Below are 14,861 nucleotides of genomic sequence, written 5' to 3'. Positions count from 1 at the left end.
AATGAGAAAGTCGAGTTGTTGAAATTGAAAGTTCGGGCCGGGCTTTTCCTACCAGTCGGCAGCGGATTTATTAAAGATCTGCTGCACAATGTTTTCGCGGATCGTTGGCAAAAGTCTTGCTTCGTTTTGGTTAAGTGTTTGATCCTGAGGAAAATCGGCGTAGTAAGTAAACGACTGATCGAAGTTCTTCGTCTCGTCCTTTGCATTGGTATAACGCACTTGTACGGTTACGTTCAATCGGTTCAGCCCCGCCTGGTCATTGGCTGTCGGCGCTGCGGGCGTTACGTCATAACCCGTGATGGAACCTTCGAGCACGAGGTCGCCTCCGCCCGGCTGGCTTACAAGGCTGGTATTTCGTTGAAAGTATTCTTTCAAGTCTTCTGTCAGTCGCTGCGGCAGATCGCTCGGCCCGCCCGCGGTACCCATCGTGAAGTTGAGCACGCTGAATGTCTTGATATCAGGAGAAAGGTTAGTCCCAGTAAATGAATACACTCCGCACCCCGACATGAAAAGCGGGCAAATCAGTATCAGGAATGCCCACATTTTCCGGGCGTTACTATTATTCTTCAATGTCGTATTGTTTGATCTTCCTGTATAACGTGCGCTCAGAAATGCCCAATGCATTCGCGGCGTATTTTCGCTTGTTATTATTCTTGCGAAGCGCCTTAATGATCATTTCTTTCTCTTTATCTTCCAGCGAAAGCGATTCTTCCTCTGCAGTAACGTGCACCACATCTTCTATTTCATCACGTTCATCGGAGTAGCGGTCCAGGTCCACCGTTCGCGACGGGGGAGGGGTGAGCAGCCGCGCCGGTTCAATCGTAGGGGTGGTGATAACAGGCTCCACATTATTGATCGAACTAAACAGATCCTGATGGTCTTTGAGAATGTCGCCACCATATTTCTCGTTTTCAAGCACATTTCTGACGAGTTTTTTCAACTCCGTCATATCCCGCCGCATATCGAAAAGTACTTTATATAAAAGCTCTCTTTCCGAAAACGAAGTGCCATTGTCGTCGCCTGAACGAAGTGGTACCAATGCCTTCCGGCTCGACGGCTGCACCGGGTTCAGGTAATGATTGAGGGTTTGAACGTTGATGGGCAGTTCTTTATCGGTTTCAAGAATGGTAATCTGCTCGGCGATGTTTTTGAGCTGACGGATATTTCCCGGAAATGAATATTGGATCAGCAAATCGCGCGCTTCGCCGTCCAGCCTAACAGGTTTGGTACGGTAGCGCTCGGAGAAATCATTGGTGAACTTTCTGAAAAGCAGCAGAATATCCTCGCCACGGTCGCGCAGCGGCGGCACGTAAATGGGGACTGTATTCAGACGGTAATACAAATCTTCCCGAAACTTTCCATTGTTCACCGCGTCGAGCAGATTGACATTTGTGGCTGCCACTACGCGGACATTTGTCTTTAAAACTTTGGAAGAACCGACACGAATATATTCCCCATTTTCCAAAACACGAAGCAGCCTTGCTTGTGTTCCAAGTGGCATTTCACCCACTTCATCCAGGAAAATGGTCCCGCTGTTGGTCGTTTCAAAATATCCTTTTCTGGCATCCAATGCACCAGTAAATGCACCTTTCTCATGCCCGAAGAGCTCTGAGTCGATCGTGCCCTCCGGGATCGCGCCGCAGTTGATGGCGATAAACGGCCCGTGCTTGCGCGAGCTGATGCTATGGATAATTTTTGAAAATGATTCCTTTCCACTTCCGCTTTCACCGGTGATCAAAACCGTCAGATCAGTCGCTGCGACCTGCACGGCTACATTGATCGCGTGGTTCAGGCCCGACGAGTTGCCGATGATCCCAAAGCGGTTCTTTATAGCTTGTATTTCCGATGAATCCATGAAATATCTGAGGGCTTCCGGCAGGCCGAAAGCCTTAGTTAATTTGTCAAAACGGGTTTAAAGACAGGGCAATGTGCTAATCCAAAACCGGCTCGGGCTGTAACACCCGTCCGAGCAGGGTAGCGGCGTTGCAGTCGGTAATGAGCACGTCAACATATTGTCCTTTTTTATGGTTTTCGCGGGGAAAAACGACCATTTTGTTCTGGTCGCTCCGCCCACTGAAGTCCTCATCCGACTTTTTGGAAGGGCCTTCGATCAGCACTTTCTGAACGGTACCCAGCAGCCGCTGGTTGCGCTCGAGTGAAAGGCGCCGCTGTACTTCGATAATCTCCGCAAGCCTTCTTTTCTTGACGTCTTCCGGAATGTCGTCCGCAAATTTCTTCGCAGCGAGCGTGCCCGGACGTTCTGAATAGGTAAACATATATCCGAAATCGAATCGGGCATATTCCATCAGCGACATTGAATCCCGGTGCTCTTCTTCCGTCTCGGTGCAGAATCCCGCGATCATATCGTGCGAGATACCGCAATCTTCACCCAGGATCCGGCGAATCGCGTCGATGCGGTCGATATACCATTCGCGGGTATAAGTCCGGTTCATGATTTCCAGCACGCGGGTATTACCGCTTTGGGCAGGTAAATGTATGTGGTTGCAGATGTTATCGTACTTTTTGATGGTATACAACACCTCGTCGGTAATGTCCTTGGGATGTGAAGTACTGAACCGGACGCGTAGTTCGGGGTTGACTTTCGCCACCATTTCGAGCAGGTTTGCGAAGTTTACCAGGGCTGGGCCCGCAGCTTCGTCGGCAGCGCCGCCTTCCGGCGTCCCGCCGGGCGTCCATTTATAACTGTCGACATTCTGGCCGAGCAATGTTACTTCGCGGTAACCGTCATTGAAAAGATCTTCGGCTTCCCTGACGATAGAATATGGGTCACGGCTGCGCTCGCGGCCACGTGTGAACGGTACCACACAGAAGCTGCACATATTATCGCAACCACGCATGATCGAAACAAATGCAGATACGCCGTTGGAATTCAGTCGGATAGGGGAAATGTCTGCGTAAGTTTCCTCACGCGAAAGGAATACATTTACACCTTTTTGCCCTGTTCCTGCCTCCTCTACGAGTCGTGGAAGATCGCGGTAAGCATCCGGCCCGGTCACGATATCGACCATCTTTTCCTCTTCCAGAAACTTCGTTTTGAGGCGTTCGGCCATACACCCGAGCACGCCGATGAGTGTTCCGGGCTTATTTTTTTTAATGAAATTGAGATGTTTCAGACGGTTCCTTACCTTTTGTTCCGCGTTGTCGCGGATGGAACAGGTATTCAGAAATATCAGATCCGCATTGTTGACGTCCGAGGTTGTAGCAAAGCCTGCTTCGCGCATAACGGAAGCGACAATCTCGCTGTCGGAGAAGTTCATCTGGCAGCCATAACTTTCGATAAACAGCCTCTTCTTTCCTGAAACCGGTTCGTCTTCCGAAACCCTCACGGTTTCGCAGGCTTCCTTGTCCGCCGCTGTCAAAATTTTTAGTGAATCTGCAATTCTATGCTCCATGAGAAGGAATTCTTAAACGCTCAAAGCGCAAAGATAGGAAAATTTGGATGAAAACTGACAAACTGTCATATGTTGGCGATAGCCGGAATTCGATCAGAATGGGTAACCTACCCCAAGGTTGATATTCAGGGAATTGGCCTCCGTACGCCTGAAAAGGTGTTTCAATTGTAATTCATCGAGGACAAAGCGCTCCAATGCAGGATCGTACACCTTCACACCAAAATCGAAGCGGAGAACGAAGAAAGAAAGGTCATACCGGATCCCAAAACCCGTTCCGACAGCGATTTCCCTGAGGAATTTATCTGCTTTGAGTTTCTGGTCATCAGATGTAGCATTATTCCCTAATCGCCACACATTTCCGGCGTCAATGAACAAAGCATAGTTGATATCGCCGAAGAACTTGGCCAGATAGCCACGCCATTCCAGGTTTCCTTCGAGCAAGAACTCTCCCGGGGCTTCAATAGAAAGGTCGTTGTAGGTAATCGGTTTGGCCGAGCCGGGGCCGAGCCGCCGGGGCAGCCAGGCACGCAGGCTGTTCGAACCACCCGCAAAAAAGTACTTTTCGTACGGAGGGACCTTGTTATCGCCATAACTGTAAATCGCGCCGGTATTCACGCGGGCCACCAATGCCGATCTTCTTCCAGCAGGCCAGTAACGGCGGTAGTCGGCATTCCAGCGGATGTATTTGTAAAATTGAAGGCTGTCACCAAACATTCCCCTGATCACTTCGCGTTGCCGGGGTAAGAAGTTCAGCGTCGTGCCACCCGATTCCACTGCGATCCGAAAGTAATGGGCTTTCTTTTGCGGCCCGATGAGCGAGTTGGTATTGTAAACAAAATTGGCATTGAGGTCCGAAACGAACGCTGATTTGAAGCTGTAAATGAGGTTATTGCCCCGGTTTTTCAAGGTGTCCAGAAGCACGCGGAAATTGTCGCGGAGGTACGTATTATTAATGATGTTAAGGTCGACCAGCGATACATTGACGAGTGTGGTCCGGGACGGCTGCCACGAATAGTTGGTATTAATCTTGACGTTGGTACGCGTGTATTCCGGTCGGTTCACATAATTGTAGCCGAGGCTTAGCTGAGTTCGCGGATTGTTGTTGGCAGTCTGCCTTTGGAATAAATTCTGCGGGGTAAGCAACCTTGGGAAGGTTAAAGACGCATTGACGCCGATCTCTTCACTCTTGTAAATCTCGCGGTTACCCACAAAATTCGGTACGAGTTCGATACCCCCCCGGATGTTGGTTTCGAAGTTTTCCATTCCGTTGAAGACATTCCGGATCTTGTAAGAGAGGTTGGCAAATGGACCCGGTGTGCCCTGTAACTGGATTACATTCAGGCCGAGGTCGGTCGAGATCTGATACTTGTCGAGCGGGATGGCTTTGAAATAGCTGTTAATACCCCGACCGGTCGAATCGAGCGTGTAGTTGTAATTGACAAAGCGAAACTGGTCGGTTAGCGACAATTGCTGCTGGGTGTCGCGCTCTTTTTTCTGGCTGTACCAAGCCTGGGGCCGTACCTGCATCTTAGTGTCGAGCACTTTCCGGGAGAATTTTTTATCCGAAAACACATATCTGATGCCTTCATACATGCTGGTATCTTTCCTGAAAATCGAATCCGGCACTCCCGATGGCGGGAGTATCTCAAAATTGACCGAATTGACCGAATAGCGCTTGTTGGCTGCTGGGGGCATATCGACCTTGACGCGCACATCCACCGATTTGAACAGGCTGTCGGTAGGCCCGTTCGTAATTGTATCGTTCACGATGTAACTGATATTCTGCCGGGAAAAGCCCATGTAACCATCATTCCGAAGCAAAGTTTCAATGCGGATACGTTCCTCTTCGAACGCGTCGCCGTCGTAACGTTTGCGTGGTTGCAGCGCTGCATTCTTCCCATCGGCTTTGATGAGGCTATCAGCGAGGTCGTTGTTGACCACATACTGAATGTTGCGGATCATTGTCGCCCGGTTTTCTGCGACGAGGTAATTGACCCGTATCCTCTTAAAAATCGTATCAGGATCAAAAGTTACTTTCGCATCAAAAAAACCGTTGTTGTACAGGTATTTCTGCATTTTCTCGGCATTCTGCCTTACGTCGGCCTGAATGTAATAGACTGGGGCTTCCCCCATCACCCGCATCCAGAAGTTGCCCTGTGTAGCCCGTATCTGCGCTTTTTCCAGTTTTTTGGCATACCTGGTGTTGATTCTTTCAAGCTTTCGCGGGGAATCTGCATGTTCCTGGGATTCTTTCTGGTAATTTTGCGTCACCTCGATCACCTTGCGCTGTTTTTCCTCGCGGTTGTAAAACAGCTCGCCAAAACGGTAAAGACCAACGTAAGGGAAGATAGGAAGACCCAGTAACCGTCGGTTCGGTTTTTGGGGAATTAATGCGTCCAGTTCTGAGTCGCTCACCACGCGATTGCCCTTGATGGAAGAATTACCCAACAGGTAACCTTTGGAAGTGGGTTTGGGTGCGCAGGAAAATAGCCCCGTCAGAATCAGGAGAATCAACCAGCCGTATATAGTCCTACAATTAATATTCAATGTTGTCAAAAAATCGTATCAAGTATATCAACTCGCTGAAAATCAAGAAGTATAGACAGCTTCACGAGGCGTTCCTGATAGAAGGCGCCAAAAGTGTACTGGAACTGTTTGACTCCGACTTTGAAATCGAGTTTGTACTGGTAACACAGGAATTTCAGCAAAAATACTCAAGTATTTTAACCCGGCATAACGTAGCCGTCGAAACGGTTACAGCGCAGGAGCTGGAAGGGCTTGGATCTTTCCAAACCAACGATTCGTGTTTGGCTGTGGCTAGAACGAAGGAAAATGCTTTTTTGTCTGCCTCGCCTTCCGAATATATCCTTATGCTGGACGACGTTCGTGACCCCGGCAACCTCGGTACCATTATCCGCGTCGCCGATTGGTACGGCATTACCAAGGTCGTTTGCTCACGCGACACGACCGATGTTTACAATCCCAAAGTTATAGCAGCGGCGAAAGGCTCATTTACGCGCGTGAACCTCTACTACACTGATTTAATCCGGTATTTTCAAGAAATAAAAGGCGGGGGCCAGCAAGTTATCGGTGCTTTTCTGGGAGGCGATTCGCTGTATGAATTTGCATATCCTGCCCATGGAGGGATCATCATAATGGGCAACGAATCCAACGGGATTAGCGAAGAGGTCGGTAGGTTTGTGACAGACAAGATCATGATCCCGAGATTTGGAGCCGCGGAATCGCTGAATGTCGGCATTGCAACCGCCGTTATGCTGGATAATATGCGGAGACAGGTGCCGCTTTAAGCCTCTTACTCGTGCGCGGCGTGGTGAGAAAGCTCTTCTGCGTACTCCTTACCGAGGTAATTGTCGATGAAATAGTGGGCTACATACAACAGTGGCGTCAACAGAATGGCCACTACACCTTTATACAGGTAATTGATTGTACCAACTGAAAAGACCAGCTTCAAATCCCAGTTCCCGAAAACATAAAATGCGATCCCGATTACCACAAAGCTGTCGATCAACTGTGAAAACATGGTAGAGCCGGTCGCTCGGAGCCAGATGAAGCGGCTGCCCGTTTTTCTGCGAAGCCACGAGAATACGAGGATATCCAACAACTGCCCCAATAAAAAGGCGGTGATCGAGCCGATCATGATGCCGAGTCCCTGGTTAAAGATTTTGGAGAATGCGTCGTTGATATTGAACGTGTTACCGTGGCTGTCGGTATTGTTAAGGTCGAGCCAGAACTGTGCGGGGGGAAGTTGGGTGGCTACGTAGATGATCAGGAATGTATAGACGATCAGGGCCGAGGTAACATATGAAATCCTTTTGACGCCCTTGCGACCGAAATATTCGTTGATAATATCGGAAGTAATGAACACGATCGGCCAGCTGATTACGCCAGCTGTCATATTGAAGTCGAGCTTCTGGCCGCCGATCGGCAGCTGGGCCGGAGCAATGCCCAAAAGGGTCTCCACTGAAAATATTTTACCGCCAATGATTTCCGCGATAAGCGCGTTGGTAAGAAAGATACCGCAAAGGAGGAGGAACAGCCGCTGGCGTTTGGCCTCCTGAATGGTTCTGTCGGGTATGGTCATTGGGCGATGTGTACTTTCAGTGGAGGTAAAGGTTTAATTTTTCGTCAGGCAATAACGTCTTCAACGGTGCGCGTCGACATGATGCGGCGGTTGGTCAGGAAGAATTCCAGCTTGTCCATCGCCTGGTTCAGTTCGTCGACCGTAGGTAGGAACACAATGCGGAAATGCGGGTCCAGATGATAATTAAATCCGGTTCCGGCCACAACGAGTACTTTTTGGTCTGCCAGCAGTTCGTAAACGAATTGATCGTCCGCTTTGAAGCCGAATTTTTTCAAATCGATTTTTGGGAAGACATACAGCGAGCCCTTCGGTTTTACGCATGTAATGCCCGGAATGGACGTCAACCTATCGTATACCAGGTTCATTTGCTTGTACAGACGGCCTGTTGGTACCACATGTTCCTTGATACTTTGGTAACCACCCAGTGCGGTCTGGATCGCGTACTGCGTCGGTACGTTAGCACACAGTCGCATGCTCGCCAGCAGGAGCAAGCCCTCCGCATAGGATTTGGCTTTTTGTTTCGCGCCGCTGAGGATCATCCAGCCGCCTCTGAAGCCAGCCGAACGATAGTTTTTAGAAAGTCCGCCGTACGACACGCAGAGGGTATCGTTTACGAAAGAGCCCATCGGATAGTGGGCGGCCCCGTCGTAAAGGATCTTATCATAAATCTCATCCGAGAAAATGATCAGGCCATGCTCTTCCGCCATGCGAGCGATGCGGGCAAGTACTTCTTTATCGTAAACCGCTCCCGTTGGGTTGTTGGGGTTAATAATTACAATTCCTTTGGTGCGCGAAGTAATTTTCTTTTCAAGATCATCCAGATCGGGGTTCCAGTCTGACTCCTCATCGCATATATAATGTACCGGTGTACCGCCGCTGAGTGAGATCGCCGCAGTCCACAATGGGTAGTCGGGGGAGGGTACCAATACCTCGTCGCCGGGGTTGAGCAGTGCTTGCATCGAAAGCAGAATGAGCTCGCTTACACCGTTGCCGATGAAAATATCATTGATTTCAACATCTTGAATACCAATTGTTTGCGTATAGTGCATGATCGCCTTGCGCGCCGCGAACAAGCCACGGGAATCCGAGTAGCCTTGCGCATTCCGGATGTTCATGATAATGTCGTGGACGATCTCGTCGGGCGAATCGAAACCGAACGGTGCGGGGTTGCCGATGTTCAGGTTATGGATTTTGTAGCCCTGACTTTCAAGCTCTAACGCTTTCTGGTAGGTAGCTCCGCGGATCTCGTATTTCAGATGATTCAGGCGGTCGCTTTTTAGAAATTCCATTTTTTCAAGAGTTGGATAACCCTCAAAGTTAAATAAAATCAAACGACACTACGACACAAGGGCATTGTTTTGAAGACTTTGCCCTGTTTTTTGCCAAAAAAAGTTCAGCCACGCAAACCGCGTGGCTGAAAATAGACTATTGGGAAACTTGTAATTTATCTTGGTTTCTGGAATTTCCATTCTTCCTCCCAGGTGGTGCGGATGTGTGGCGGAGTTGTGACAACGCTGGGCTGCAACATCCAATAGCTGATTTTGATAGTTTTTGCGGTCGCATCATAGATATTTATTCCTGCCGGGTTAAGCTGTGCCGAACGCGTATTCGAAGCCGGCTGGCCGTAAAAGTTCTTGACGCTGATAATCTTGCCTGTTGCTGGGTCGAATTCAACGACAGGAGAGAAGGAGCCGTAGCCACTTACTCCCGTTCCTGTCCAAATAGGGACGTAAGCTGCCCCACCCCAATTGATATGGTCAGTAACGACGCATTCGGTGGCGGAGATGGTTTCGAGCGTGTACTCGACTTTTTTACCAACGCTGTAAAGCCCGGTAAATGCCGCGTTGGAAGCGTCGGACATTTTGCCCGTGACCGTATACACGCCGTCATATTTATTCTTCGCATTTACATTCAGGAGGATCGTTCCGAAATTTCCGCTGACAACGCCCGCCGAGGCAGACTGGATTTGGATGGGAAGCACATATTTTTTACTGAAATCGAATGCTGAGCTTTTAAATTTCAGTTTGGCGACCGCAGTTCGTTCTCCTTTCGGTATCACCACGGATGTTACCAGTGTATAGAGCCTTTCGTCGATCAGGTCATATTTTTTGTGTTGCTCGGCATTGTATTGGCTCAATGCTGCGGTGTCTATACCCAGTTTGACCGTTATATCTTCGGGGGCTACCTGTGCGCCGGAATAACTTATCGTGATCGGATACTCACTTTCATCCGCCAGATCGAATGCTCTCGTGTATAAGGCATATTTGCTACCAGATGGTGACACAAAGCTGGAAGGGTTTTTAAATTCGATAACATTGACCGAATTTTCAGGATCAAGCGTCATCTCATCTTTCAGGCAGGATATGTGTGAGCTGAAAAAAGTCGCCAGCGCTATTGCTTGTAGTATTCTTTTCATAGGTCGGTTCAGTTTGGGTCCCAGAAAATGAGATCGGAAAATTGGTTGACGCTCTTGTAATTCGTCGCATTGTATGATTGTTCGGATGAGGGATACAATACGCGTGAGGGAAGTTTGTCGGGCCGGGAAGAATTGGATAGCAGCGAAGCGATATTGTGATATGCATCGCCTTTTGGATCAGTTACAGGAAAAGCGGTTCGCCTGAATTCATTCCATGCCTCATCCGAGTTGATCATGTTCAATGCGATGTATTTTTGGGTAATGATGGCTTCGAGTTTCTCGGCAGCTGTTTTTGATAATTCTATATTTACCAGATAACTGTCAGGATTATCCTTTTTATAGGTTGCCACATCGGTAGCAACGTCTTTTGTTGCCGGGACTGCGTTGGTGACGTCTTTGTATAAATATTTAAATGAGGCAGTAATGCCGTCATTGAAGCTGTCCTTGGGTTCGCCCGTGAGATAGCCTTTTAAACGTGCTTCCGCTTGCAGGAAATGCGACTCAGCTGCAAGTATTAGCGGCTGACCTTGTGAAGGTCCTTTCATAATGCCAAAAGAGTTCGAAATACTGGACGCACTTCCAAATGTACCTGTGTACCATGTCGAGTAATTGGTGACGATAGTAGGGGCGTCCACCTCATTGCCTAGCTGATTGACGGGTGTGTTAGTCTCGAAATTCTTATAGATCACACTTCCGCGACCATTGTCCGTTAGTTTTTGTCCTTTATAAAATCCAAATGAGAACTTCGTGGCAGTACGGGAAGAATTGGAAAGCGTACCCGTTGTGGAATAAGCCCAGGCATTCCATAATGGATTCGGTTTGTCTTTGACATATCCGGGATTTACGATAGCGTCATCCGCAATGAAGCCTACGCTGGCATCGATGCTCCTGATGCCTTTTTGTGCAAAATCGGAGAGGGAGGCTACACCCGAAACTCTGATGAAAAGCCGGAGTTTGAGCGTGTTGGCAAACTGCTTCCACTTGGTCATGTTACCACTGAACAGGGGATCGGACGAGGAATTCAGGTTTTTAGGGAATTTGGCCGTGGCAATCGTCTGGATGGCGTCGTCCAATTGCTTTACCAGATCCTGATAGACTATGGCAGCATTGTCGTATTTAGGCGTAAGGGTGGTGTTGCTATTTAATGCTTCCGAATAAGGAATGTCGTTAAAAGCATCAACTAGCCGTTGATAATTGAGAGCGGTCATGATTTTTGCCGCCGCATTGGCATAGGCAAGTTCATCGTTACCTTCGGTTTGCTCGATGACATAGCGATAGTCCTGTAAGTTATCGTAAGTATTGGTCCACAATGTATTATAATCACCCGGCACGATCTGATAGTTAAATAGGTTGCCAAATCCTGAAAACCCGCCCGCGTTGGCAATAAATCCTCCGAAATGCCCTCCGTATGAATTGTACGAACTGGAAAGCGTGGCGGAAGAGGTGATCGCTTGTGGAAGTACCAGCAAGGCGGAAGCGCTGGTAGCAGCATTCGGGTTTTCATTAATATCGAGATAGCTGTCGCAAGAAGTGGAGGCCAGGACCAATGCTCCCAGTATCCAGTATTTGAATGTAAGTTTCATGTCAGGGGAATTAGAAGGTGAATGACAAAGTCGCTCCATAGTACCTGGCAGGCGGTGTTTGCGCTAAATTCGTAAAGCCGACGGCGTTACTTTCGATCCCGTTTTGGCTGTATTCGGGATCGGTGTAGAGGTTTGATTTAGGGACCCATATAAACAGATTCCTGCCCTGGACACTCATGGTTACTCCCTTAATAAAATTCGTTTTCGATAAGATCGAAGCTGGCAGGTCATATCGGAGCGATACTTCCCTCAGTTTCCAGAACCCGGCAGAATTGGCATAGTTTTCACCGATTCCCCGGTTTCTTGTGGCGTCTGTCCAGAAATCGGCGCCACCGCTGCGGACGGTAATATTCGTGTTGGGCACATATTCACCTTCGGCGTTTTTGTAGGATGAATTAGGTATTACAAAACGATCGCGGTTATACCAGGCTGTCCGAACACCGGCGCCCGAGAAATCGTAGCCGGTTGAGATAGAATTGTAGATGAAATGACCGTTCCGGTATTCTAACAATGCGTAGAGGCGGAGTTTTTTGAATTTGATCGTACCGTTTAAGCCCAGAATATGGGGTGGATTGGTGATGCCTACATTATGGAAGGAACCGTCGGTAGCGGGATACCCGGTGATTGGATTAACAATGATCCGCCCCTGAGGATCACGATTGTATTGGGTAACCTGTAATAATGGAAACGGCGATCCAACTTTCGCAAGGATGCGTGCGGTGCTCCCCTCACTGGCAAGTGTAAGCTGATCGGCCTGATCGGAAAGTGATAATACCTTATTGCTATTGAATGTATAATTCGCAGAAAGTGAAACCTCAAGGCCGTTTGGTAGTTTCAAAGGGGTAATATGCAGATAACTTTCAATCCCCTCATTTTTGACCTCACCCACATTCGTTGTTAGACTTTGATATCCCGTCGCGGTCGACACCATGACAGAAATCGTTTGATTCATGGTATTGGTTTTGTAGAAAGTCACGCCGCCGGACAGGGAAAGAGGCCCGAGTTCAAAGTCTAGCCCGGCTTCGGACCCGAGGGTCATTTCGGGTTTGATCTCGGCAGCCACCATTTTATCGTTAAGCGTAAAACCCGCTCCGCTCGAATAGGGGTAGCCGGATGTCTGAGAAAATGTGCTTTTCAACGAGTAGGCACCCAGGTTAAACATGTTTCCCAGATTGACCTGACCTACTTTTGAGTACCCTCCTCTTAATTTAAGTGTTTGCAGAAAACCGGATTGTGTGAGTGCGGGAAATGCGTCCGTTATGATAAGCGAAACGTCCACAGACGGATAGAAGAACGATCTGTTGGTTTTTGAGAGAATGGATCGCCAGTCGTTCCGACCGGTAACGTGCAAGTAAAGAAAGTCCTTGAAACCCAGCCTGGCCTCTCCATAGGCACCTGCCTGGCGAGCTTTGAAATTTTCTTCTCCCGCTATCGGGTTCGAAAGGCTGTTACCGATGTTGTAAAGATCGGTGAGGACCAATCCGTTAGCCTGCGCAAACAAGGTTTTGCTGCTGTTTTCACGGAATGTGACTCCGAGTGCCGAGCTGAGACTAACGTTTCGTGTCAGTTGCATTTTGAATTCGCTGATCAGATCGTTGACAAATTGCATCGTAAAACCGCTGAAATCGCCCACATTGCCTGGCAAATCGGTTTTGGAACTACCAGAAATGCTTTTGGTGTAATCGGAGTAGGTAAACTTTCCGCTCCGGCTTTTACCGGTAAAGTTCCGGGTAGTGATTCCGGACCTATATGTAATCGTTAACGGTTTCAGGATTTTCCATTTTAATTCCAGATTACCCTGAAAGTAGTCCTGCCGTGAAACGTTCCGGTTATTAGCCAGCGAGAAGTACGGGTTCGGTGCATATTCGTTAAAATAGCCGTTCGGATTTGCAAATGGATTGTTCTCCCAGTCTTTGTATTTCGTTATATCCACTTGCGAGGGAGACATTAGCAAGTTTTGATATGCCGATGTATTAGCGCTGCTAATGTCAGTTCTGGTAGCCACAAAATTGGTATTGAAAGAGGCGGTCAGATTTTTATAGACGTGCCTGGTGCTATTCGCCCGCACGCTGTAACGCTTGAATCCCTCATAAGGGACGGTGGAGTGTTGATTGGTATATTGTGCGGAAAGATAATAAGAGCCTTTTTCATCGCCCGACGAAACACTCAGGTCGGTTTGATTGGTAAGACCAGTTTTCCAGAAATCTTTCCGGGAGTTCTGCGCGGAATAGGGAATGGTTTGAATAGATCCGTCTTGGAGCGGCTTGCCGATTTTTACCATGGAACCGTCGAATTCCGGCCCGAATTGCTGGTTTTCATAGGGAGTATATGTAGGAACATCATCGGGTGTAGTGCCTGAACCAAAACCGGATTGTAACTGCGGAAGGAAACTTACGCTTTCGAGTGTGGCTGTGTGAGCGAGACGCACTTCGGTTTTTCCGGATTTCCCTTTTTTTGTCGTGACAATCAATGCACCGTTGGAGGCGTCGGATCCGTATAATGCCGCTGCACCCGCTCCGTTGAGCACCTGGATGTCATCGATGTCCTCGGGGTTCATATTCGCGAGAATGTCATTCGAAGAAATCATGTTATCGATGATTACCAGCGCCTGATTATTGCCTGTCAGAGAACGGTTTCCACGTAGGACGAGTCTGAATGCGGGATTAACACCGCTGCTTACGCCCATTACGAGCAGGCCCGGGACCTTTCCTGCCAGACTAGCCGCGACGCTTGTTGGTTTTCCTTGTGTCAGATCCTGGGATTTCAGTGTAGTAGCCTGACTTCCTAGTTCACGACGCTGGGCGGTAAGCCCGCCTGCGGTTATGACCACTTCATTGAGTGAAAGTTCATCCAGTTCCAGGCTTATATTCAGCGTGCCGGCAGGGGGAATTTTGACACTTTGATTTAGGAAGCCGACAAAAGAAAATAGCAGCGTCTGTCCCTGCCGGGCGTTGATTTTGAACTCGCCATTTTCGTTGGTGAGGGTTCCTGATTGGCTCCCGGCTATCCTAACTGTTACACCGGGGAGCCATGAACTGTCGGAGGCAGATTTTACTTTTCCCACAACCTCGTGGTTTTGGGCACGGGCGGGTTCAAGAAAGAATAGGAGTACGCCGACTCCGATTAAGAGTAGTGGTGATTTCATCCGAAGTTAGGTTTTGTAATGAAGGGTTTTCAAAAAACCTTATGACTCCGAATTACAACCATCAATCGGGCATCCCCAGCATTTATTCAGCAAGCGGTATGTCTGGATTTTTAATCGGTATACTATAACATAGAGGCTTGCATTAGGCTATAAACACGAACGGCGGACCTAGGCCCGCCGTTCGTGTTTATACTATAAATTA

At 48.5% G+C, this 14,861-nt stretch carries 10 protein-coding genes; 1 reads left to right on the top strand and 9 read right to left on the bottom strand.

Going from position 1 to position 14,861, the window contains the following annotated elements:
* Positions 1-48: 48 nt before the first annotated feature.
* The 4 genes from ACTJJJ_RS23140 to tamL all read right to left on the bottom strand — a co-directional run bounded on the left by ACTJJJ_RS23140 (position 49) and on the right by tamL (position 5,927).
* Entirely contained in the window at positions 49-570 is a 522-nt protein-coding gene (locus ACTJJJ_RS23140; RefSeq protein ID WP_440703158.1) for an LptE family protein, read from the bottom strand.
* Positions 560-1,855, bottom strand: a complete 1,296-nt coding sequence (locus ACTJJJ_RS23135; protein WP_188936046.1) for a sigma-54 interaction domain-containing protein — start codon at positions 1,853-1,855, stop codon at positions 560-562. Before ACTJJJ_RS23135 ends, ACTJJJ_RS23140 begins: the two co-directional genes overlap by 11 nt.
* 76 nt (positions 1,856-1,931) lie before the next feature.
* Positions 1,932-3,413 (bottom strand): tRNA (N6-isopentenyl adenosine(37)-C2)-methylthiotransferase MiaB, encoded by a 1,482-nt coding sequence (miaB, locus tag ACTJJJ_RS23130; RefSeq protein WP_426291697.1) that lies wholly within the window; start codon positions 3,411-3,413, stop codon positions 1,932-1,934.
* Between the two features lie 93 nt (positions 3,414-3,506).
* A complete protein-coding gene (tamL, locus tag ACTJJJ_RS23125) occupies positions 3,507-5,927 on the bottom strand; it encodes a translocation and assembly module lipoprotein TamL (protein WP_188936044.1) in 2,421 nt (806 codons plus the stop codon).
* 32 nt (positions 5,928-5,959) lie between these two features.
* On the opposite strand from tamL, the gene ACTJJJ_RS23120 reads away from it, so the two are divergent.
* Positions 5,960-6,721: a TrmH family RNA methyltransferase gene (locus ACTJJJ_RS23120; protein ID WP_440703157.1), complete on the top strand. Its 762-nt coding sequence runs from the start codon at positions 5,960-5,962 to the stop codon at positions 6,719-6,721.
* 5 nt (positions 6,722-6,726) lie between these two features.
* Here the strand turns inward: ACTJJJ_RS23120 and ACTJJJ_RS23115 are convergent, their stop codons facing one another.
* From ACTJJJ_RS23115 to ACTJJJ_RS23095, 5 genes are all read right to left on the bottom strand, one after another.
* Complete coding sequence (locus ACTJJJ_RS23115; protein WP_426291695.1) at positions 6,727-7,515, bottom strand: queuosine precursor transporter; 789 nt, start codon at positions 7,513-7,515, stop codon at positions 6,727-6,729.
* A gap of 44 nt (positions 7,516-7,559) precedes the next feature.
* A complete protein-coding gene (locus ACTJJJ_RS23110) occupies positions 7,560-8,804 on the bottom strand; it encodes a pyridoxal phosphate-dependent aminotransferase (protein ID WP_188936038.1) in 1,245 nt (414 codons plus the stop codon).
* Between the two features lie 155 nt (positions 8,805-8,959).
* A complete protein-coding gene (locus ACTJJJ_RS23105; RefSeq protein WP_440703156.1) occupies positions 8,960-9,931 on the bottom strand; it encodes a DUF1735 domain-containing protein in 972 nt (323 codons plus the stop codon).
* 8 nt (positions 9,932-9,939) lie between these two features.
* A complete protein-coding gene (locus ACTJJJ_RS23100) occupies positions 9,940-11,514 on the bottom strand; it encodes a SusD/RagB family nutrient-binding outer membrane lipoprotein (RefSeq protein ID WP_188936034.1) in 1,575 nt (524 codons plus the stop codon).
* Between the two features lie 10 nt (positions 11,515-11,524).
* Positions 11,525-14,659: a SusC/RagA family TonB-linked outer membrane protein gene (locus ACTJJJ_RS23095; protein WP_440703155.1), complete on the bottom strand. Its 3,135-nt coding sequence runs from the start codon at positions 14,657-14,659 to the stop codon at positions 11,525-11,527.
* Positions 14,660-14,861 lie beyond the last annotated feature (202 nt).

It is taken from the genome of Dyadobacter sp. 22481, from assembly GCF_052044875.1.
In the GTDB taxonomy this organism is placed as follows: domain Bacteria; phylum Bacteroidota; class Bacteroidia; order Cytophagales; family Spirosomataceae; genus Dyadobacter; species Dyadobacter endophyticus.
This window is presented reverse-complemented; position numbering and strand designations above follow the sequence as displayed.

Bases quoted from the DNA above. Each gene is read 5' to 3' on its own strand.
- miaB (WP_426291697.1), bottom strand. From the start codon at position 3,413: ATGGAGCATAGAATTGCAGATTCACTAAAAATTTTGACAGCGGCGGAC.
- ACTJJJ_RS23100 (WP_188936034.1), bottom strand. From the start codon at position 11,514: ATGAAACTTACATTCAAATACTGGATACTGGGAGCATTGGTCCTGGCC.
- ACTJJJ_RS23135 (WP_188936046.1), bottom strand. From the start codon at position 1,855: ATGGATTCATCGGAAATACAAGCTATAAAGAACCGCTTTGGGATCATC.
- ACTJJJ_RS23110 (WP_188936038.1), bottom strand. From the start codon at position 8,804: ATGGAATTTCTAAAAAGCGACCGCCTGAATCATCTGAAATACGAGATC.
- ACTJJJ_RS23115 (WP_426291695.1), bottom strand. From the start codon at position 7,515: ATGACCATACCCGACAGAACCATTCAGGAGGCCAAACGCCAGCGGCTG.
- ACTJJJ_RS23120 (WP_440703157.1), top strand. From the start codon at position 5,960: ATGTTGTCAAAAAATCGTATCAAGTATATCAACTCGCTGAAAATCAAG.
- ACTJJJ_RS23105 (WP_440703156.1), bottom strand. From the start codon at position 9,931: ATGAAAAGAATACTACAAGCAATAGCGCTGGCGACTTTTTTCAGCTCA.
- ACTJJJ_RS23095 (WP_440703155.1), bottom strand. From the start codon at position 14,659: ATGAAATCACCACTACTCTTAATCGGAGTCGGCGTACTCCTATTCTTT.